The organism is Deinococcus aquaticus (genome assembly GCF_028622095.1).
In the GTDB taxonomy this organism is placed as follows: domain Bacteria; phylum Deinococcota; class Deinococci; order Deinococcales; family Deinococcaceae; genus Deinococcus; species Deinococcus aquaticus.
Map to the genome: position 1 here is coordinate 2,521,256 of NZ_CP115165.1, position 17,180 is coordinate 2,538,435.

Below are 17,180 nucleotides of genomic sequence, written 5' to 3' on the forward strand. Positions count from 1 at the left end.
AGAACGGTAGAGCGGGCCTGTCTGCGGCTGCGGGTTTACCCGATGGCGAGCATTCGTTCGATGGGCACCAGGGCCTTTTCACGGATGTCGGCGGGGACGGTCACGCGCGGCTGCAGGTTCTCCAGTGCGTCACGGATGTTCTCCAGGGTGATCATCTTCATGTACTCGCAGCAGGCGGTGCGGCTAACCGGAATGAAGGTCTTTTCGGGCACGTCGTGTTCCAGGCGGGTGACCATGCCGGTCTCGGTGACGACGATGAATTCCTGCGCGGCGCTCTCGCGGGCGCGGTGGACCATGCCCTCGGTGGAGTACAGCTGCAACTCCGGCAGGGCGCCCAGGATTTTCGTGGAGCAGCCGCACTCGGGGTGGATGAGCAGTTCGGCGTCCGGGTACGCGGCCTGCTGGTCCGTGACGTCCTCGGGGCGGATGGCCTCGTGCACGTGGCACGCGCCGTCCCAGACGTCCATGGCGCGGCCGGTTTCGCGGATCACGTGCGCGGCCAGGAAGCGGTCCGGGGCGAACAGGACCGGCACGTTCTGCGGGAGGTTCTGCACGATCTGCACGGCGTTCCCGCTGGTGCAGCAGTAGTCGCTCTCGGCTTTCACGTCGGCGGTGGTGTTCACGTACGTGACGACCAGCCCGCCGGGGTTCTGCGCTTTCCAGTCGCGGATGCCCTGCGCGGTGACGGTGTCGGCCAGCGAGCACCCGGCGCGCAGGTCGGGCAGCAGCACGGTCTTGTCCGGGTTGAGGATCGCGGCGGTTTCGGCCATGAAGTGCACACCGGCGAACACGATCACGTCCGCGTCGGTCTTCGCGGCCTGCCGGGACAGGCCCAGCGAGTCGCCCACGTAGTCCGCAATGCCCTGCACCTCGGGCCGCTGGTAGTTGTGCGCGATGATCACGGCGTTCTTCTCTTGGCGCAGGCGTTCGATGTCCGCGCGGATCTGCGCCTCGTCCGGTAGGACTTCCAGTTGCAGCAGGTCGCGGTGGGGCGTCTGCGGGCGTGGGACGACCGGGCTGCCGGCGGGGTCGGGGCGTTCCGTGACGGGGCGGGGGGTGGGGGCCGTATTGGGCAGGTCGGTCATGACAGGTCCTCGGGTGCAGCGGGGTCGGGGGTGGGAATGAAGTTCAGGCTGATGTCCAGCGCGGGGGCCGAGTGCGTCAGCGCCCCGGCGCTCACGAAGTCCACGCCGCTGGCCGCCACGCGGGGCAGGCGGGACAGGGTCATGTTGCCGCTGGCTTCCAGCGTCACGTGCGGCGCGAGGCGGTCACGCAGCGCCACGGCCTGTGCCAGCAGCTCGTCGCTCATGTTGTCCAGCAGCACGCGGTCGGCGCGGGCGTGCAGGGCTTCTTCCAGGCCCGCGAGGTCCGGCACCTCGCACTCGATCTTCAGCAGGTAACTGTGGTCGCGGGCGCGGCGGATGGCTTCCGTGATGCTGCCGGCGGCGGCCACGTGGTTGTCCTTGATCAGGATGCCGTCGTCCAGGCCCGCGCGGTGATTGAACCCGCCCCCGTGCCGCACCGCCTGTTTCTCCAGGTCGCGCCACAGCGGGGTGGTCTTGCGGGTGTCGAGCAGGCGCGTGTGCCCGCCGCCCAGCGTGTCGGCGTAGCGCCGCGTCTGCGTGGCCACGCCCGAGAGGCGCTGCATCAGGTTCAGGGCGAGGCGTTCGCCGGTCAGGAGGCTGCGGGCCGCGCCGATGACCGTGCCGATCGGGCCGCGTGTGCGGGCCTCGCCGTCCCGCGCGGTCCAGGTGACGGTCACGGCCGGGTCTACCAGCGCGAACACGCGCGTGGCGACCTCCAGGCCGCTCAGGACGCCCGGTTCCTTCAGCAGGAATTCGGCGGTGGCCCGCTGCGAGGCGGGAATGGTGGCGAGGGTCGTGGCGTCCCCCCGGCCGATATCCTCGGCCAGAGCGGCACGCAGGCGCTCGTCGAGGCTCAGCATGGGGCGGTCCCCAGCGGTGACGTTGTGCGGGATTTCACGCGGAAGACCCTAGCACGGCCGCAGCGGCCGCGCCCACCGGCACCCGTGTCACCTGCTCGCCCAGTGCCCGCGACTGTAGCGAATGCACCGCGCCCGCTGCCTCGCCCGGGAAGTCCGTCCGGTGGTGCCCACCGCGCGATTCCTCACGGTCCAGCGCCGCCCGCAACACCCGCTTGCCGATCAGGGCCAGATGCCCGGCCTCCAGGCTCTCGCGGGATTCGGCGCCTGTGACCGGCCACGCCCAGGCGTCCAGCGCGGCCCGCAGTCCCGCCCCGTCGCGCCGCAACCCCGCCGCGCCCGCCACCAGTGCCCGCAGCGCGTGAAGGCAGGCGGGGTCCACCAGCGGGGCCGGCAATGCCTCGGTGCGCGCCGGCACTGGCTTGAGGACCGCCAGGGCCGCCCGCGCCGCCCGCGCGCCGAACACCAGCCCCTCGGACAGACTGTTACTGGCCAGCCGGTTCGCGCCGTGCAGGCCGCTGGACGCCACCTCACCCGCCGCGTACAGGCCCGGCACGCCCGTGCGGCCCTGCACGTCCGTCTGCACGCCACCCATCGTGTAATGCACCGCCGGCTGCACCGGAATCAGGTCCGCGCCCAGGTCCAGGCCCAGCGGCGCCAGGGACGCCGTGACCGTCGGGAAGCGGGAGCGCACGAACGCTGCGCCCAGGTGCCGCAGGTCCAGGTCCACCCGGCCCGTCGCGGCGATCTCGGCCGCAATCGCGCGGGCCACCACGTCACGCGGCGCGAGTTCCAGCGCCGGATCGTAGCGCTCCATGAACCGCTCGCCGCGCGCGTTCAGCAGCCGCCCACCCTCGCCCCGCGCGGCCTCCGTCACCAGAAACGCCGCGCCGCCCCGCACCACCGCCGTCGGGTGAAACTGCACGAATTCTAGGTCCCGCAGCGCTGCGCCCGCCTGCCATGCCAGCCCCAGCCCGTCCCCCGTCCCCTCGGGCGGCGCGGTCGTCACCGGGTACAGCCGCCCAAAGCCCCCGGTCGCCAGCAGCACCGCCCCGGCGCGCACCTGCACCGGCCCGTCCGGCGTGAGCAGGTCCGCGCCCACCACCGCACCCCCGGACACCCGCAGATTCCGCACGAACGCGCCCTCCAGCACGTCCAGCGCCGGACCCCGCGCCGCCCCGAGCGCCCCGGCCAGCGCCAGGCTGATCGAGTGACCCGTCGAGTCCCCCGTGTGACGGATGCGCGCCCGACTGTGCCCGCCCTCCAGCGTCACGTGCGGGCTGAACGTCACGCCCAGGTCCCGCAGCGTCTCCACGTGCGACCGGGCGTCCCGCACGAATGCCTGCACCGCCTCCGGCTCGCACAGTCCCCGCCCGGCCTTCAGGGTATCGAGTGCGTGCGCCTCCTCGTCACCCTGCGCCAGTGGGGCCGCAATTCCACCCTGCGCCCAGCGGGTCGAGCCACCCGTCAGGGGCGTCTTGCAGGCCAGCGTCACGTCCGCCCCGTAACTCCGGGCCGTCAGAGCCGCGTACGCGCCCGCCACCCCGCCCCCGATCACCAGAAGCTCCGTCTCGACAATCCTCACGCCCGACAGGGTACGGCACGGGAAGAGTGGGCAGGGGTGACACTGGCGGGCCATCAACCATCACCCGTCACCCATCGCGCCCACCTGCTCTAGACTGCGCGGCATGACGCGACTGCTGCTTGCCCTGGCGGGCGTGATTCTGTTGGCGGTCACGGCGCTGGCCCTGGTGTGGTTGATCGGTCAGGTCCTGGTGGGTGTGGGCGTGGTGCTGGTGGGCGCCGTGGGTGTGCTGGGCCGACTGCTGTGGTTCCTGCTGGTGACGGGCGTGCTGGCGGGGCTGGTGTACTTCGTGGCCAGTGCGTGGCGTCCGGCCTTGCGGGCGCGTGGCGGGACTGGGTCCGCCCGGTCCAGCGTCGCCGCCCGCCCGGCCGGTGCCGCGCTGCTCACGTTTGCGCCCCCTGCGGCCGCTCCGGTCAGTCTGGAGAAACCTCCGGTCTCGCCGGACGTTTCCGCCTGAGCCTGCCCACTCTCCTCAGGACTTCCTTCAGGCCTGCGCGGGCCACCATGCCAGGATGTTCGTATGCCTGACCAGACCCCGGACGCCCAGACCCCGGACGCCATCACCCCGGGCGCCATCACCCCGGGCGCGGCGACCGATTCCAGTGTGGTGAACCCGGCCCGGTTCCTGGGCCGCGCGGACGTGTACGCGCAGGCCCGCCCCGGCTACCCGGACGCGCTGGGCGCGTGGTTGCGGGACCTGGGGCTGCTGAACGCACGGGTCGCGGATATCGGCGCGGGCACCGGCCTGTTCACGCGCCTGCTGCTGGCGCACGGCGCGGCCGTGACGGCCGTGGAACCCAACCCGGACATGCGCGCCCGGCTGGGTGAGGGGTTGCGCGGCGTGCCGGGGCTGACCATGCAGGCCGGAACGTCCGAGGCGACCGGACTGCCCGCCGCCTCGGTGGGTCTGATCACGGCGGCGCAGGCGGCCCACTGGTTCGACCCGGGGCGGACCCTGCCGGAGTTCCGGCGCGTGCTGATTCCGGGCGGGCGGGTGCTGTTCGTCTGGAACGACTGGCGGGCCGCACAGGAAAGCGCACCATTCAACCGCGCGTACGGTGAGGTCGTGCGGGCGTTCACGGGTGACGATCCCCTTCAGATCCGCGTGCCGGAGGATGACCTGCCGCTGTTCATGCCCGGCGGGTTCGAGGTGCGCGAGTGGACGCACACGCACCCCCTGACGCTCGGGGCCCTGCATGCGCTGGCGGGCAGCGTGAGTTACCTGCCCGCACCGGACTCACCGGACTTCCCGGCCCTGCGGGCGGCGCTGGACGCGGCTTTCGATGCTCACGCGCAGGCGGGTGCGCCGGGCGCTGAGGCTCACGTGGAACTGGCGTACCTGACGCGCGCATACCTGGGCACGCTGGACTCCACCGCTCCCGGACCCACCGCGCCCAGCCGCGCCGTGTTACGCTGAGGACAGAACCCCCGGCGGGTCCGACCGGCCGGGAAAGGAGGTTTCGCCATGACCCACCCCGACACCGTCACCCCCTGGCCCGCCGCGCTGCCCCCCGGTGGGTACGCCGCCGAGGTCGTGGCGAACGCCTTCATCGAACTGGCCCGCCGCGAGGGACGGCACCTGACGCAGATGCAGGTGCACAAGCTGGTGTTCATCGCGCATGGCTACGCGCTGGCCCTGCTGGGCCGCCCCCTGACGTACAACACCGTGCACGCCTGGAAGAACGGCCCGGTCATCCGCCGCCTGTGGGAACGCTGGGGCGGGCGGGGCGTGCAGCCCATCGAGTCGCCGCTGCCGGTCGCGCCGTCCGAACCGGACCTGCACGCCGACCCGGACGCCGCCGAGGTGATCCGCAGCGTCTGGAGTGCCTACGGCAGCATGGACGGCCTGGAACTCTCACGCCTGACCCACCGCGCCGGTAGCCCCTGGGCGCAGGTGTACGCGGCCCGCGCGGACCTGATCCCCGACGAAATCACCCGCGAGTACTACACCGCCCTGGCCCGTAGCGCCTGATGCCGGACCCCGCGCCGCCTGCCACCCCGCCCCCTGCCCCGTCCCCAGCGCCCGAACGGACCGCCATCGAACAGGCCGTGCTGCACGGACTGGAAGCCGAGCGGCGCGCCCTGCCCACCCAGGCGGACCTGGAACGCCGCACCCGCGAACTGCGTTACCGCGAGGCCGTGGATCAACGCTGGCTGCGGCTGGGCGTGGGGGCCATCGTGTTCCTGCTGTCCGGCGCGTGGCTGGCCGCCGACGTGGTCCTGACCCTGGCGGCCGGGTGGGGCGAACTGGCGGGCCGACCGTTCCGGCTGGACAGCAGCGTGCTCGTGGCGTTCCTGACGACCAGCACCGCCACCGTGATCGGCCTGTTCCTGGTGTTCCTGCGCTGGCTGTACCCGCAGGGGCGCGCCCTGCCGGACGCCCCGCCCCCCACACCGGACCCCTGACGCTCGCAGGGGCGCGGGCAGGTCGTAACGCACACTTCAGTTGGGTGCGCACAATCCCGTAGAATGGCAGATTGTGACGCGCGCCGCCGCCCGAGCCCAGCCCCTGCGCTGAGACCGCTCTGGTCCCCTCCGGCGCGGCCCACGCTCCCGGAGGACTTTTGAGTTACTGGCGCAACACCATCAAACCCCTGCTGGACGACGAGACCGGCACCCTGTTCAAGCAGGCCCCCGTCCGCGTGACCCTGGCCTTCCCCAACCGCTACTCGGTCGGCATGGCCTCGCTGGGGTATCAGGTCATCTACCGCATGTTCAACAACGAGGAAGGTGTCGCCTGCGAACGCGCCTTCCTCCCCGACGACGTCGAGGCCTTCGAGAAGACCGGGCAGGCCCTGCCCACCGTCGAGACCGGCCGCGACGCCGGCGACTGCCAGCTGCTGGCCATCAGCGTGTCGTTCGAGCTGGACCTGACGAACATCATCCGCCTGCTGGACGTGACGGGCCTGCGCCCCCTGCGCGAGGAACGCGACGACAGCGACGCCATCGTCATGATCGGCGGGCCGTTCACCAGCAGCAACCCCTACCCGCTCGCTCCCTTCGCGGACGTGATCATCATCGGGGACGGCGAGCAGATCATCCCGGTCGTCAGCGAGGCCCTGCGCGAGGCCGAGAGCCGCGAGGACTTCTACGATCTCGTGGACGGCATGCCCGGCGTGTTCCTGCCCGCCCGGCACACCCACGAACCCAAGTGGGCGACCGCGCCCAAGGAACTGCTGCCGGCGTACAGCCAGATCGTCACGCCGCACAGCGAACTGAGCAACATGTTCCTGGTCGAGGCGCAGCGCGGCTGCCCACGCCCCTGCACCTTCTGCCTCGCCCGGACCATGTACGGCCCCAACCGCAACAACCAGGCGCAGGAACTGCTGGACGTCATCCCCGACTGGGCCACCAAGGTCGGACTGGTCGGCGCGGCCCTCAGCGACTTCCCGCACACCAAGTTCGTGGGCCGCACCCTGACTGACCGGGGCATCAAGCTGGGCGTCAGCTCCATCCGCGCCGACACGGTCGACGCCGAACTGGCCGAGATTCTCAAGGCCGGCGGGCTGCGGACCTTCACGGTCGCCAGCGACGCCCCCAGCGAACGCCTGCGCCGCTGGCTGAAAAAAGGCATCACCACCGAGGACCTCATCAAGACCGCGCACATCAGCCGCGACCTGGGCTTCAAGGGCATCAAGGTGTACATGATGATCGGCCTCGGCCCGGAAAACGACGACGACATCACGGAACTGATCTCGTTCACCAAGGAACTCGCCGGGATCAACCGCATCGCGCTGGGCATCAGTCCCTTCGTGCCCAAACGCCACACGCCGCACTTCGCGGACCCCTTCGCGGGCGTGCAGGTCATCGAGAAGCGCATGAAACGCATCCAGAAGGAACTGCGGACCACCGCCGAACTGCGCAACGTATCCGCCAAGTGGGCCTGGGTGGAAAGCGTGATTGCGCGCGGTGGCCCGGAGGTCGGCATGGCCGCCTACCAGATCTACCGCAACGAGAGCATCGGCGCGTGGAAGAAAGCCCTGGCGGACGTTGGCTGGAGCGACGAGTTCGAGACGAACGCCCCCGCCATCGACCTACCGCCCGGACAGTACGAGAGCAAGGACGTCAGCGCCCACGCGCAGGGCCTCGCCATCTGACCCGTTCAGGTTCCCGGCTCAGCCCCCTCCCGTACAGGAGCGGGGCTGATTCCGTGCGCCTACCATTCACGAGCCATAGCCCACGCCTCCAGTCATACGGCTTCCGTCTGTTTCGTTAACAACCCGGCAGGGCACCGGGTTGCCAACTCCACGCCCGGAATCCTCTTTGCTCCTACTCGCGTCCGCTCGGATTGAATGGTTTTTGCAAGCCATTCAATCGGAGTCCGTATCAGTTAATTCTGCGAGGCCAGGAACGCCGCCTGATTGCGGTAGAAGGTCTTCACATCCCGGAACGACAGGTTGCCCGTGATGTCGATGTGGTCGTACCCGCTGACGCGGCCCAGGCGGTACCAGTTGCCGGGCGTGGTGGCCTGCCCGGTGTACGCGGCGCTGCCCTGGCCGGTCGGGGCGTTCATGGAGGTGTTCGGGACGATCCCGTCGTTCGCCCACCACGCGCTGCTGTACGTGACGGCCCCGCCGGGGCTGCGGCCCGTGATGTTGCCCAGGCCGGGTTTCAGCGGCCACGCGTAGGGGTACGCGATGGGTTGCAGGACTGGGTTCATGGTGGGGGTGGGGTACTGCCAGCCGCTGATCAGGCCGGTGGTGGTGGCGTTCGTCTCCCACGAGAAGTACCTCGTGGTGCGGCTGCGGCCCGCGTAGGCGTTCAGGGCGGCCGAGCCGTCCACGCTCAGATCGTACGCCGCCTGATCGCGGCTGTTCCAGATGCCGGAGTTGAACACGCGGGTGTTGTACGTGGTGAAACTCTCGCCCGGGGCGCGGCTCAGGCCCCACTGGCCCAGGTCGAAGTTGTACACGAAGTTCTCGGGACTGACCGCGCCGACGCTGCCCGCGAAGGCCAGGATCAGGTTCTTGAACATGGGCACGGCGTCCTGCAACGTGTCGGCGGCGGGGCTGCCGTTGTTGGGGCTGCTGACGGTCATGACGTTACGGATCCACCCGGCGCGCCCCCCGGCGAACAGGCCGCCGCTGGCGCGATTGGCGGCGTCGCCGTCATCCAGGAGTTTCACGAGTAGCCGCGCGGTCTGACCGCCCATGGAGTGACCCAGCAGGTTCACGGGGTGCTGCGCGTCCCACTGCGGGTAGAAGCCGGGGTAGCACTTGGCGGCGTCCGTGCGGGCGTGCCCGTGCGTGGCGGCGTGCGCCGCGCCGTAGTCCACGCAGCCCCCCTTGATCTGCGCGTACAGTTCGGCGGCGCGGTCCCAGTTGCTGCTGACCGGCCCCATGCTGGCCGTGAAGACGCTGTACCCCTGGCCGCGCAGGTCCTGCTGCACGTCGTTCAGGCCGCCCCAGTAGCGCAGGCCCAGCGCCTCGTCCCGCCCGAAGCCGCCCAGGCCGTGTACCAGGATCAGCGGCGTGCTCTTATCCAGCGCCTGCGCGTTCAGCGGTGCGGGCAGGGCGGTGTCGCTCAGGTCGGTCATGCGGGCGGGTGCGGTCGCCTCGGGCGGGGTGGGCACGCCCGCCGCCGTGGACGCGGGCAGGGCGGTGGCGTCCGGGCGGGTGGGTGCGCCGCAGGAGGCGAGCAGCAGGGCGGCGCTCAAGGCGGCGAGGACGGGGGTGCGGGCAGGCGTACGGTGCGGGGCAGGCTGTGACATGACGGCTCCTGGGCCACGGGCGGAGGCAGGCCCGCGCCGGGTGCCGGAACAGGACTGCTGAAGTCCCCTCACGCTGGAACGGACGGTTCTGCCGCGGGTGGCAGCTGGGTTGTGGGTACGCTCAGCACAGTGACATACCGGAGCAGCGGTTTACTTGACTGACATGTTGCAGTTTTAGAAAAGGACGTCTGGCACGGCGCTTTGGCCTCAGAATGAGGTGTGAACCCAAAGAATGCACGTGCCAGACGGCTCTATTCTGACATCCTCACCTGCTTTTCGCGCAAACAACATCGCGATTCCTTTCAGGTCTTCCTGGACCTCCTCCTCGACGGTTCCGGTCGTCCCCTGCCCACTCGCGCAACCGTCAAATCGCCCTCCGCGATCAGTCGATTCCTCAACCACACGATCTGGGATCTCCGGACACTCTGCCGCTTCATGCGCCAGGCTGCACTCCAGCTCTTCAATGACACCTGGAAACATGCTCCACACCAGCGTCCCCGGGTCGAATTCCTGGTCGACCTGACCAGCCTCGAAAAGGCAGGAAAGTTCCCCGGACTCTCCGACTGGATGCACGTCCTGAACGCCGTGAACGGCGTTCACCTGGTCGTCCTGTACATCTGCTGTGGAGACCTGAAGCTCCCCTGGGCCTTTCAGATCTGGCGTGGAAAAGGCACGTCCTCACCCGCCGCGTTAGCCCTCAAACTGCTCCGCACTGTTCCACCCGTCATGCTTCAGGGGAAGCGCCGCCCCCGTCTGCATGCAGACGGGGGCTTCGAAAGTGCGGAGTTCATTGAGGCCGTCCTGGAAAGAGAAATAGACATCGTGATTGGTGTCCGGCGCAACAGAACACTCGCGAATGGGACACCCATTCACGAGCTGATGACCCGCGGGTACAAGGCACAACTCCAGGGTCTGAAACCCACCATGTACGTCTCGTGGGCATGGCTATACCGGAACAAAGAGCCAGAGCAGCGCTTCGTCATGTCGAACATCAACCTGGGCGGCAAGTACCTGGCCAGAGTCGGGAAACGCCGCTGGCGGATCGAGGGCTTCTTCAAGACCATCAAGGGGCGGTTCGGCCTGGAGCGGTTCGCGCAGCACAGCAAAACAGGTGTGATGCGGTGGTGGTGTCTCTCAGGGCTGGCGTATCTGCTCTGCCACTTGGCGGATCAGGATGTGCCGCCCAGACCACCGGGAACATGGCCAGATTGGGGAGCGTTAGCGAGAACCGTTCGGTTCTCGTTTATCCCAGAAGTGCGTCGTAGAGCGCTTCAACTGGAACTCGCCGAGCTTGATGCCTTCCAGGACGCACTTTCTGCTCCCGCCCCCTAAACTGCAAGATGTCAGTTGACGCGGGTTCATTTTTAAACTGACCTGCATCCGGGGGGAGGCTGAGGCGGAGGCCACGTGCCAATCCTGGCGTTTGTAAATAATTCTGCTTCAAATACAGTCAATCTCACGCCGCCCTTGCCTGGATGCGGCATGATGGGGCGTATGACGAACCCCACCCCCCGCCCGCAGACCATGGCGGAAAAGATCCTCTCCCGGCGCGGCACCATGGCGGTGTACGCCGGGGACCTCGCGGTCGTTGAGGTGGATCAGGTCATGGTCGTGGACTCCATCGCCCAGAGCTTCATCCAGCGCATGCAGCAGGACCTGAACGCCACGCCTAAATACCCCGAGCGGGTCAGTATCGTGATCGACCACGTCGCCCCGGCCAGCACCGTCAGCGTGGCGCAGGCGCAGAAGGAAGCCCGCGAGTACGCCGCGCAGACCGGCGTGCGCCTGTTCGACGTGGGGCGCGGCATCTGCCATCAGGTGCTGATGGAAGAGGGCCTCGCCCGGCCCGGCTGGATCGTGCTGGGCAGCGACAGCCACAGCACCACGTACGGCGCGGTCGCCGCGTTCGGGACCGGCATGGGCGCCACGGACATCGCCCTGGCTGCCGCCAGTGGAAAGACCTGGCTGAAAGTCCCCGAGAGCGTCAAGGTCACCTTCACCGGCGACCTCAGAGCGGGCGTGAGTGCCAAGGACGTCGCGCTGGAAATGATCCGCCGCCTCGGCGCGGACGGCGCGACCTACCAGAGCATCGAGATGCACGCCGGGGACCGCTTCACGCGCGGCGAACGTATGACCCTGGCGAACCTGTGCGTGGAGGCCGGCGCGAAGGCCGGACTGGTCGTGCCCGGCGGCGAGATCCTCACCGCGTACGGGTACGACATCCCCGACTGGGTCTACCCCGACGAGGGAGCCACGTACGTGCAGAGCATCGAGATCGACCTTGCCAACCTGAACCCCCGCATGAGCGCGCCCAGCGAGGTGGACAACGTGTTCGACGTCGCCGATCTGCGCGAACAACTGCGCGACCAGCACGTGGATCAGGTGTTCATCGGCACCTGCACCAACGGGCGCATCGAGGACCTGCACGCCGCTGCCGACGTCCTGCGCGGGCGGCGCGTCGCCCCCGGCACCCGCCTCCTCGTGATTCCGGCCAGCAGTCAGGTCATGGAGGACGCCATGGCCGACGGTACCCTCCTGACCCTGCAACGCGCCGGGGCGGTGCTGGGCACGCCCGGCTGCGGGCCGTGCATGGGCCGCCACCAGGGCGTCCTGGCCCCCGGCGAGGTCTGCGTCAGCACCAGTAACCGCAACTTCATCGGGCGGATGGGCGACAAGGACGCCCACATCTACCTCGCCTCGCCCGCCGTGGCCGCCGCGACCGCCGTGATGGGCCGCGTGGCACTGCCCGAGGACGTGCTGGCCACCCCGGTACCCGCGTGAAGGTCCGGCTGGATCACTGCGTGGTGCACGTCTCCGACTGGGCGCGCTCGAACGAGTTCTACGCACGGGTGCTGGGGGCCGAGGTCATCCCGCGCGGGCAGGGCTTCGCGTACCGCTTCGGGGCGCGGCAGCTGAACCTGCACGGGCCGGGCCTGAGTCCGGAGCCGCTGGCGCGCGTGCCGGTCGCGCCGGGTGGCAGTGACCTGTGCTTCGTGTGGGACGGCCCGGTCAGCGGGGCCGCCGCGCACCTGAGTGCGTGTGGCGTGCCGGTGGAACTGGGTCCGGTGGCTCGCGCGGGCGCGCAGGGTGACGGCCTCAGCGTGTACTTCCGCGATCCGGACGGGTCGCTGCTGGAATTCATCAGTTACGAACAAGCGTACGAGCAAGAGGGGGCCTGAGATGCCGAGAATCTGGAAATTTGGTGACAGCGTGAACACGGACGACATCCTGCCGGGCAAGTTCGCGCCGTTCATGGCGGGCGAGGACGTGTTTCAGACGTTCGCGTTCCATTACATCCGCCCGGAGTTCGCCGCGTCCGTGCAGCCCGGCGACGTGCTGATCGGGGGGCGCAACTGGGGGCTGGGCAGCAGCCGCGAGTACGCCCCGCAGGCGCTGAAGAAGTTGCAGGTGGGCGGGATCGTCGCGCCTACTTTTGCGCGCATTCATTACCGCAACCTGCTGAACCTGGGCATTCCGGCGTTCGAGTTCGACCTGACGGGTCTGCTGGAGGACGGCGCGGAGGTGTCGCTGGATGTGCCCACGGGCGTGCTGACGCATGCGGGCGGGACGGTGCAGTTGCCGCCACCGCCGGAGTTCCTGCGTGAGGCTCTAGCAGAGGGGAGCATCCTGGCGTTCTTCAAGAAGCACGGGCGCTTTCCGGGTGAGGCGGCCGGGTAGTTCTGCGGCCGGACAGTCCTGGCCTCCCGCGCAGGTCTGGCCCCCGCCGCGCAGGTCTGGGGGCCTGTTGCTGGCCTGAGGGCCGGTAGACTGGAGGCATGGCGACCCTTGAGATTGAATGCCCCGTGTGCGCGGAAGTGCTGGAACTGACGGACGAGGACCGCGCCGAACTGGCGGTCGGGGACGTGATCGTGTGCGATTCCTGCCACTCGGAGATGGAAGTCACCGTGAACGGTGAGGGTGAGGACTTCGACCTGGAGTTGCTGGGTGAGATGACGACCTGCCCGAATTGCGGTGAGGAGTTCGAGGTGACCGAGGACATGCTGGCGGTCGCGCCGGTGCAGGTGCTGGATGGTGTGGAGGTCAGTGTGGTGTCGTGTCCGCACTGCAAGGGCCTGGTGGCGCTGGAGTTGATGGATGACGGGGACGTGATCTGAGAGCGAGGTTCCGGGCACCTGCCTAGGCAATTGCGAACGCAAAACTTTTCATGTAATAACCTACCAAACGTAAGGAGTGAATATGGCTACCGTTCAATTTGAAAACCCTGATACCGGCGCACTGATCGAACTCACCAACCCCGAACTCGGCGAACTCGTCACCGACGACGAAACCGGCGTGGAATACGAGGTCGTGTCCATCGACCCCCCCCGCCTCGAAGCCGCCCCGCAGGAAGCGGAGGACTGGGGAGAGTGACCCCGCCAGGGCACGCGGTCAGGCCGTTCCACCGGAACACCTGACCGCGCTCCCTTGCAAGGCCACCAACCCCGGACACCCCCATGGCAGACCTCGCCGTTCTGTACGACCGCATCCGCCCCGACGAGAAGATGCTCTTCGAGGCCCTCGACGACCTCGGCGTTCCCTATGACAAGGTGTACACGCCGCAACTGACCGTCACCTTCGACGACCAGGGCCGCGCTGGCGTCCCATGGAAGGTCGCCATCGAACGCTGCGTCAGCCAGAGCCGCGGCCACGGCGTCACACGCGCCCTCGAAGGCTTCGGCGTGAAGGTCATCAACCCCGCGCACGTCATCGAACTGTGCGGCGATAAACTCGCCACCAATGCCGCCCTGCACGCCCACGGCCTGCCCACCCCCCGCACCGGCGTGGCCTTCGATGGCGACGCGGCCCTGCAACTCATCGAGGAGATGGGCTACCCGGTCGTCCTGAAACCCACCGTCGGCTCGTGGGGCCGCATGGTCAGCCGCCTGAACGACCGCGCCGCCGCCGAGGCCGTCATCGAGCACAAGGAAGTGCTGGGCGGCCCGCAGCACGGCATCTTCTACGTGCAGGAACTCATCAACAAGCCCGGGCGGGACATCCGCGCGTTCGTGGTGGGCGGCGTGTGCATCGGCGCGATCTACCGTACCAGCGAACACTGGATCACCAACACCGCGCGCGGCGCGAAGGCCAGCAACTGCCCCGTCACGCCCGAGATGGCCGACCTGGCCGTGCGGGCCGCCGCTGCCGTCCACGGGCAGATCGTCGCCATCGACCTCGTCGAGGACCCCGCCGCGCACAACGAGTGGGGCGGCCTGAAGATCATCGAGATCAACCACACCATGGAATTCAAGAACTCCGTGGCGACCACTGGCGTGAACATCCCGCGCCTGATGGGCGAGTACGCCATCAGCCTGCTGTAACCGGCTGCAAAGAGAAAGGCCCGGTGTGCTGATCACCGGGCCTTTCTTCTGGTTGCGTCCCCTCTGGGTGGGTCAGTCCAGCACGTCGATGCCGGTAGCCCGCACCCGCTCACGCACGTCCTTCAGGCCCTCACCGCTGACACGCATCACGAAGCGCCGCCGACCGTTCTCGCCGCCGTACGTGGCGACACTGATGATATTGCTCGGCAGGATAGCCCCGGTCGCGCGTTCCAGGCTGCCCGGCACGTCCGGCATGTCCAGCGTCAGGCGCTGCCCGCCCTCGCGCATGCCCAGGATGCCCGTGAAGGCCCGCAGGACATCCATGGTTGTGATGATCCCGCTCAGGCGGCCCGCGTCGTTCAGGACCGGCAGGCCCCCCACGTGATGCTCCTGCATGCGCAGCGCCGCGTCCTCCATGTACTCGCCCTCGGCGGCCGTGATGACCGGGCGGGCCATCATCTCCTCGACCGTCAGTTTGCTCAGCAGGTAATTCAGCTCCCAGACGCTCAGGGTCGTGGCCTTGCTGGGCATGGCGTCTTTCAGGTCCTTGCGGGTCGTGATGCCCACCAGCCGGTCACCGTCCATGACCGGCAGGCGCCGGAACCCACCTTCCTTCAGCAGTTTCAGGGCGTCCATGACGGGCGTATCGGGAGTCACGGTGATGGGTTGGGGGGTCATCCAGTCACGAACGAGCATGCGCGCAGTCTACATGCGCGGTGTGGAAAGCGGCGCATGTGAAGCGCGTCAGCGGGCCTTCATTCGGCTCAGAAAGAGCCGTGCTACGGTGCGAATCATGAAGATGAACGCCAAGATTCTCGCTCCCCTGGCCCTCGTGGCCGCGTACGGCCTCGGCACGGTCGCCCCGCACGCCCAGACCACCGCCCAGAAGGTCGGGTTCGTGGACGTGTCCAAACTGCTGGCCGCCCACCCCGGCGACAAGGACATCCAGGCCATCCAGAAGAAAGCCGACGATGAACTCTCGGCGCTCGACAAGCAGATCAAGGCCATCGACGCCAAGGGCGCCGGCGCCTCCGCCGCCGAGAAGCAGAACCGCGAGCAACTGGTCGCCACCATCAAGAGCAAGGCCGACGCCTACGACAAGCAGCTGGCCCCCAAGATCGCCGTGGTCGAGAAGGCCGTCGACAGCGCCATCAACACGACCGCCAAGAGCAACGGCTACTCCATCATCATGGACCGTGACGTGGCCGCCAAGAGCGGACTGGTCATCTACGCCGACAGCACCACCGAACTGACCGACGCCGTCGCCAAGTCCGTCAAGTAACCCCACCCCCACAGGCTCAACGGTGACGCCGGGCCCCGCAGGCAGATTGCTGGCGGGGCCGCACCATTCCCCGCGCTGCGGGCCGTGCGCGCCGCCCACCTGCAAGGAGACACCACCCTTGAACAAATTCATGATCATCCTTCCCCTGGCCCTCCTGACAACCGTTCCCCACGCGCAGCAGAGCAAGAGCCGCGTCGGTATCCTGAACGTGCAGACGGTCGTGAAGGCCATGCCCGGCAGCAAAACCTACCTGGACCTGAATGCCAAGGCGACAGCTGACCTGACCGCCAAGCAGAAGAACCTTCAGGCGCTGGCTGCGAAGGCCACCACGACCGCCGACCGCGCCGCGCTGACCAAGGCGCAGCAGGCGTACGCGGCCGCCCGCGCCGACTACGCCAAACGGATTGACGTGGCCTTCCAGCCGCTGAGCAAGAAGGTCAATGCCGCCGTGGCCAAGGTCGCCAAGGCCAACGGGTACACCGTGGTCTTCGACGAGAAGGTCGCCGCTCAGACCAGTCTGGTCGTGTACGCCAACGAGGCCGCCACCAGCCTGAACGCCGCCGTCATCAAGGAACTCAAGTAACACGGACTCCGGCTGGATGGTCTGTAGGGCCATCTGACTGGAGCGGAGGCGAGCAGGAGCAGAGCGGGTTCCGATGCGATGTAGGTGCCGGGCCGTGAACGGAGCCGATGGAATCCGCGTAAGCCGTCATCCCTGCCGGCAGCAGAAGAGGGCCGCCCGTTCTACCTGAACGGGCGGCCCTTCTCTTTGCTTTTGTCCTTCTGCTTGGGCTTTTGAGGCTAGCTCTCAGCGCGCCCGGTTTCAGAGGCGGATGGTTTCGTTCTCACCCATGTCGGGCTTGCCGCCGACCAGACCCTTGGCGAATTCCAGCAGGCTGCGCATCTTGCCGTTGCCTTCCCAGTACTCGGCGCCGCTGGCGTGAATCTGGATCAGCTGAATGTTCGGGTCTTCCTTGCCCTGCGGGAAGTACGCCTGGTAGAAGTCGCTCCAGAGTTCATCCAGTTTCGCGCGGTTCTCGACGAGCTGGGCGGCGCCGTTGACGCTGACGTACACGCCCTTGTCGGGGCTGGAGTAACTGACGTTCACCTGCGGACGGGCCGCCATGTCCTGCACCTGCTCGGTGTCCTTGCCGCCGATGAACCAGATGTCACCGTCGAACTCGACCTGCTGCGTGGTCATGGGGTGCGCGTGCAGGTGCCCCTCGGCGGTCTGGACGGTCAGCATGGCGAAATGCACTTCCTTGATCAGGCCGGCGAGCGTTTTGACGGAGTCCGTGCGGGTGGTATCGGGTTGAGTCATGGGTTCACCCTGCCACGCCCCC

General features: G+C 68.3%; 20 protein-coding genes. 14 read left to right on the forward strand and 6 right to left on the reverse strand.

All coding sequences use genetic code 11. The features are described 5' to 3' along the window. Positions 1–35 precede the first annotated feature (35 nt). Genes nadA through nadB form a run of 3 tightly spaced genes read right to left on the reverse strand, consistent with a single transcriptional unit; the run spans position 36 to position 3,527 of the window. Positions 36–1,085: a quinolinate synthase NadA gene (nadA, locus tag M8445_RS12240; RefSeq protein ID WP_273988037.1), complete on the reverse strand. Its 1,050-nt coding sequence runs from the start codon at positions 1,083–1,085 to the stop codon at positions 36–38. Beyond that, a complete protein-coding gene (nadC, locus tag M8445_RS12245; protein WP_273988038.1) occupies positions 1,082–1,945 on the reverse strand; it encodes a carboxylating nicotinate-nucleotide diphosphorylase in 864 nt (287 codons plus the stop codon). The genes nadA and nadC overlap by 4 nt, the downstream gene beginning before the upstream one ends. A 34-nt stretch (positions 1,946–1,979) precedes the next feature. Beyond that, a complete protein-coding gene (gene nadB / locus M8445_RS12250; RefSeq protein ID WP_273988040.1) occupies positions 1,980–3,527 on the reverse strand; it encodes an L-aspartate oxidase in 1,548 nt (515 codons plus the stop codon). Positions 3,528–3,630: 103 nt separating this feature from the next. Here nadB and M8445_RS12255 point away from each other — a divergent pair, with 103 nt between their 5' ends. The 5 genes from M8445_RS12255 (at position 3,631) to M8445_RS12275 (ending at position 7,624) form a co-directional block, all read left to right on the forward strand. Continuing rightward, positions 3,631–3,984 (forward strand): hypothetical protein, encoded by a 354-nt coding sequence (locus M8445_RS12255; RefSeq protein ID WP_273988042.1) that lies wholly within the window; start codon positions 3,631–3,633, stop codon positions 3,982–3,984. A gap of 63 nt (positions 3,985–4,047) precedes the next feature. Continuing rightward, on the forward strand, positions 4,048–4,944 hold the full coding sequence (locus M8445_RS12260; RefSeq protein WP_273988045.1) for a class I SAM-dependent methyltransferase: 897 nt from the start codon (positions 4,048–4,050) through the stop codon (positions 4,942–4,944). A gap of 48 nt (positions 4,945–4,992) precedes the next feature. After that, positions 4,993–5,499, forward strand: a complete 507-nt coding sequence (locus tag M8445_RS12265; protein ID WP_230296239.1) for a Panacea domain-containing protein — start codon at positions 4,993–4,995, stop codon at positions 5,497–5,499. Then, positions 5,499–5,933 carry a hypothetical protein gene (locus M8445_RS12270; RefSeq protein WP_273988047.1) on the forward strand — a complete coding sequence of 145 codons (435 nt, stop codon included), beginning with the start codon at positions 5,499–5,501 and terminating at the stop codon, positions 5,931–5,933. The genes M8445_RS12265 and M8445_RS12270 overlap by 1 nt, the downstream gene beginning before the upstream one ends. Positions 5,934–6,091: 158 nt before the next feature. Continuing rightward, positions 6,092–7,624, forward strand: a complete 1,533-nt coding sequence (locus tag M8445_RS12275) for a B12-binding domain-containing radical SAM protein (RefSeq protein WP_273988048.1) — start codon at positions 6,092–6,094, stop codon at positions 7,622–7,624. Between the two features lie 233 nt (positions 7,625–7,857). Here M8445_RS12275 and M8445_RS12280 read toward each other — a convergent pair whose 3' ends face one another. After that, a complete protein-coding gene (locus M8445_RS12280; RefSeq protein ID WP_273988050.1) occupies positions 7,858–9,237 on the reverse strand; it encodes an esterase/lipase family protein in 1,380 nt (459 codons plus the stop codon). Positions 9,238–9,456: 219 nt separating this feature from the next. On the opposite strand from M8445_RS12280, the gene M8445_RS12285 reads away from it, so the two are divergent. The 7 genes from M8445_RS12285 (at position 9,457) to lysX (ending at position 14,555) form a co-directional block, all read left to right on the forward strand. Beyond that, positions 9,457–10,569 (forward strand): transposase, encoded by a 1,113-nt coding sequence (locus M8445_RS12285; protein ID WP_273987271.1) that lies wholly within the window; start codon positions 9,457–9,459, stop codon positions 10,567–10,569. Positions 10,570–10,731: 162 nt separating this feature from the next. Beyond that, entirely contained in the window at positions 10,732–12,018 is a 1,287-nt protein-coding gene (locus tag M8445_RS12290) for a 3-isopropylmalate dehydratase large subunit (RefSeq protein WP_273988051.1), read from the forward strand. Continuing rightward, positions 12,015–12,416 (forward strand): VOC family protein, encoded by a 402-nt coding sequence (locus M8445_RS12295; RefSeq protein ID WP_273988053.1) that lies wholly within the window; start codon positions 12,015–12,017, stop codon positions 12,414–12,416. The genes M8445_RS12290 and M8445_RS12295 overlap by 4 nt, the downstream gene beginning before the upstream one ends. Before the next feature lies 1 nt (position 12,417). Beyond that, on the forward strand, positions 12,418–12,915 hold the full coding sequence (locus M8445_RS12300) for a LeuD/DmdB family oxidoreductase small subunit (RefSeq protein WP_273988054.1): 498 nt from the start codon (positions 12,418–12,420) through the stop codon (positions 12,913–12,915). A 98-nt stretch (positions 12,916–13,013) separates the two neighbouring features. Continuing rightward, positions 13,014–13,352 carry a hypothetical protein gene (locus tag M8445_RS12305; RefSeq protein ID WP_273988056.1) on the forward strand — a complete coding sequence of 113 codons (339 nt, stop codon included), beginning with the start codon at positions 13,014–13,016 and terminating at the stop codon, positions 13,350–13,352. Between the two features lie 82 nt (positions 13,353–13,434). Further along, on the forward strand, positions 13,435–13,608 hold the full coding sequence (gene lysW, locus M8445_RS12310) for a lysine biosynthesis protein LysW (RefSeq protein ID WP_273988058.1): 174 nt from the start codon (positions 13,435–13,437) through the stop codon (positions 13,606–13,608). 83 nt (positions 13,609–13,691) lie between these two features. Then, positions 13,692–14,555 carry a lysine biosynthesis protein LysX gene (gene lysX, locus M8445_RS12315; protein WP_273988060.1) on the forward strand — a complete coding sequence of 288 codons (864 nt, stop codon included), beginning with the start codon at positions 13,692–13,694 and terminating at the stop codon, positions 14,553–14,555. A 72-nt stretch (positions 14,556–14,627) separates the two neighbouring features. On the opposite strand, the gene M8445_RS12320 is transcribed toward lysX, so the two are convergent. Then, positions 14,628–15,251: a CBS and ACT domain-containing protein gene (locus M8445_RS12320; protein WP_273988062.1), complete on the reverse strand. Its 624-nt coding sequence runs from the start codon at positions 15,249–15,251 to the stop codon at positions 14,628–14,630. A 97-nt stretch (positions 15,252–15,348) separates the two neighbouring features. Here M8445_RS12320 and M8445_RS12325 point away from each other — a divergent pair, with 97 nt between their 5' ends. Further along, positions 15,349–15,837 (forward strand): OmpH/Skp family outer membrane protein, encoded by a 489-nt coding sequence (locus M8445_RS12325; RefSeq protein ID WP_273988063.1) that lies wholly within the window; start codon positions 15,349–15,351, stop codon positions 15,835–15,837. Between the two features lie 130 nt (positions 15,838–15,967). Further along, positions 15,968–16,420 carry an OmpH family outer membrane protein gene (locus M8445_RS12330; protein WP_273988064.1) on the forward strand — a complete coding sequence of 151 codons (453 nt, stop codon included), beginning with the start codon at positions 15,968–15,970 and terminating at the stop codon, positions 16,418–16,420. 240 nt (positions 16,421–16,660) lie between these two features. On the opposite strand, the gene M8445_RS12335 is transcribed toward M8445_RS12330, so the two are convergent. Continuing rightward, a complete protein-coding gene (locus M8445_RS12335) occupies positions 16,661–17,158 on the reverse strand; it encodes a pyridoxamine 5'-phosphate oxidase family protein (protein WP_273988065.1) in 498 nt (165 codons plus the stop codon). Positions 17,159–17,180: the final 22 nt, after the last annotated feature.

Excerpts from the sequence above, each read along its gene's own strand:
- nadC (WP_273988038.1), bottom strand. The coding sequence starts at position 1,945 with ATGCTGAGCCTCGACGAGCGCCTGCGTGCCGCTCTGGCCGAGGATATC.
- M8445_RS12280 (WP_273988050.1), bottom strand. The coding sequence starts at position 9,237 with ATGTCACAGCCTGCCCCGCACCGTACGCCTGCCCGCACCCCCGTCCTC.
- M8445_RS12290 (WP_273988051.1), top strand. The coding sequence starts at position 10,732 with ATGACGAACCCCACCCCCCGCCCGCAGACCATGGCGGAAAAGATCCTC.
- M8445_RS12320 (WP_273988062.1), bottom strand. The coding sequence starts at position 15,251 with ATGCTCGTTCGTGACTGGATGACCCCCCAACCCATCACCGTGACTCCC.
- lysW (WP_273988058.1), top strand. The coding sequence starts at position 13,435 with ATGGCTACCGTTCAATTTGAAAACCCTGATACCGGCGCACTGATCGAA.
- M8445_RS12260 (WP_273988045.1), top strand. The coding sequence starts at position 4,048 with ATGCCTGACCAGACCCCGGACGCCCAGACCCCGGACGCCATCACCCCG.
- M8445_RS12335 (WP_273988065.1), bottom strand. The coding sequence starts at position 17,158 with ATGACTCAACCCGATACCACCCGCACGGACTCCGTCAAAACGCTCGCC.
- M8445_RS12305 (WP_273988056.1), top strand. The coding sequence starts at position 13,014 with ATGGCGACCCTTGAGATTGAATGCCCCGTGTGCGCGGAAGTGCTGGAA.
- M8445_RS12265 (WP_230296239.1), top strand. The coding sequence starts at position 4,993 with ATGACCCACCCCGACACCGTCACCCCCTGGCCCGCCGCGCTGCCCCCC.
- M8445_RS12270 (WP_273988047.1), top strand. The coding sequence starts at position 5,499 with ATGCCGGACCCCGCGCCGCCTGCCACCCCGCCCCCTGCCCCGTCCCCA.
- M8445_RS12325 (WP_273988063.1), top strand. The coding sequence starts at position 15,349 with ATGAAGATGAACGCCAAGATTCTCGCTCCCCTGGCCCTCGTGGCCGCG.
- M8445_RS12300 (WP_273988054.1), top strand. The coding sequence starts at position 12,418 with ATGCCGAGAATCTGGAAATTTGGTGACAGCGTGAACACGGACGACATC.
- M8445_RS12255 (WP_273988042.1), top strand. The coding sequence starts at position 3,631 with ATGACGCGACTGCTGCTTGCCCTGGCGGGCGTGATTCTGTTGGCGGTC.
- lysX (WP_273988060.1), top strand. The coding sequence starts at position 13,692 with ATGGCAGACCTCGCCGTTCTGTACGACCGCATCCGCCCCGACGAGAAG.
- M8445_RS12330 (WP_273988064.1), top strand. The coding sequence starts at position 15,968 with ATGATCATCCTTCCCCTGGCCCTCCTGACAACCGTTCCCCACGCGCAG.
- nadA (WP_273988037.1), bottom strand. The coding sequence starts at position 1,085 with ATGACCGACCTGCCCAATACGGCCCCCACCCCCCGCCCCGTCACGGAA.